Origin of the sequence: Streptomyces sp. SID9727 (assembly GCF_010550605.1) — a bacterium.
Classification (GTDB): Bacteria; Actinomycetota; Actinomycetes; order Streptomycetales; family Streptomycetaceae; genus Streptomyces.
The window spans coordinates 1-1234 of the sequence record NZ_JAAGNI010000201.1 but is presented as its reverse complement, the minus strand read 5'-3'; the positions used below and the strand labels follow the sequence as shown (position 1 = coordinate 1234).

At 75.7% G+C, this 1234-nt stretch carries 1 protein-coding gene; it reads left to right on the top strand.

Annotated elements, in window-relative coordinates:
* Nucleotides 1-271 precede the first annotated feature (271 nt).
* Nucleotides 272-1234: phosphoribosyltransferase (locus tag G3I41_RS13440; protein ID WP_164400445.1), on the top strand; the 963-nt coding region annotated here is incomplete at its 3' end.

The following is a 1234-nucleotide window of genomic DNA, read 5'->3' as shown; positions in this document are numbered from 1 at the left end:
CGGCCGGCGGGGCGTACGCCGGTGCCCGCGGCGAGCGTGCGGCCGATTGCGGGATTCCGGGCATGCGCCGGCCAGCGGCCGGCAGGCTGAACGCCCGGCCCCGCACGCGTCAACGACAATCGTTTTGATTGCCATCCAGGTGTCGGGATCCCGTGCGTTTTCGCCGATTTGCGTGGGCCCGGAGAGCGCGGTTGATTGGAATGAGGTACGTGCGTCACCCGGCGACAGGCGGGTGGGCGCCGTGCGTGGTCCTCGATGTGGGGTGAGTCCCGTGCTGTTCGCCGACCGTCCCGACGCGGGCCGGCGGCTCGCCGAAGCCCTCCGCCCCCTCGCGCAGAGCGATCCCGTCGTGCTGGGCCTCCCCCGCGGCGGCGTGCCGGTGGCCTTCCGCGTCGCACAGGAACTCGGCGCCCCGCTGGACGTCATCGTGGTCCGCAAACTGGGCGTCCCGCGCCACCCGGAGCTGGGCTTCGGGGCCATCGGAGAAGGCGGCGTCCGGATCATCAACGAGGACATCGTGCGCCGGGCCGGTGTGCCGGACTCCGACATCGCGGCCGTCCAGGAGGCGGAGGAGACCGAACTGCGGCGCCGGGCCCGGGAGTTCCGTGGTGACCGGCCACGCGTCCCGTTCGCCGGGCGCACCGTGGTCCTGGTGGACGACGGGATCGCCACCGGCTCGACCGCGCTCGCCGCCTGCGCGGTGGCCCGGGCGCAGGGCGCCGCACATGTCGTGCTGGCGGTGCCGGTCGCGCCGCCGTCCGCCGCGGCCCGGCTGCGGGAGGAGGCGGACGAGCTGGTCTGCCTGTCGTCGCCGGCCGGGTTCTCGGCGGTCGGCGAGTGGTACCGGGACTTCGGTCAGACGCCGGACGAGGAGGTCGTCGCGCTCCTGGCCCGGGCAGCGCGGCGGGCAGGGCCCCGGCTGACCAGCGATGTACTGGTGGAGGCCGGCGGGGTCGACCTGCCCGGCACCCTGACCCCGGCCGGCGGCTCCGGGGCGCTCGTGCTCTTCGCCCACGGCTCCGGGAGCAGCCGGCACAGCCCGCGCAACCGGTCGGTCGCGGCGGCGCTGAACCGGGCCGGCCTCGGCACGCTGCTGTTCGACCTGCTCACCGCGGACGAGGAAGCGGAGGGCGGCCACGTCTTCGACATCTCGGCCCTCGCCGGCCGTCTGGTGGACGCCGCCGCCTGGGTGCGGGGCCGTGCGCCCGGGCCCCTCGGCTTCTTCGGGGCGAGC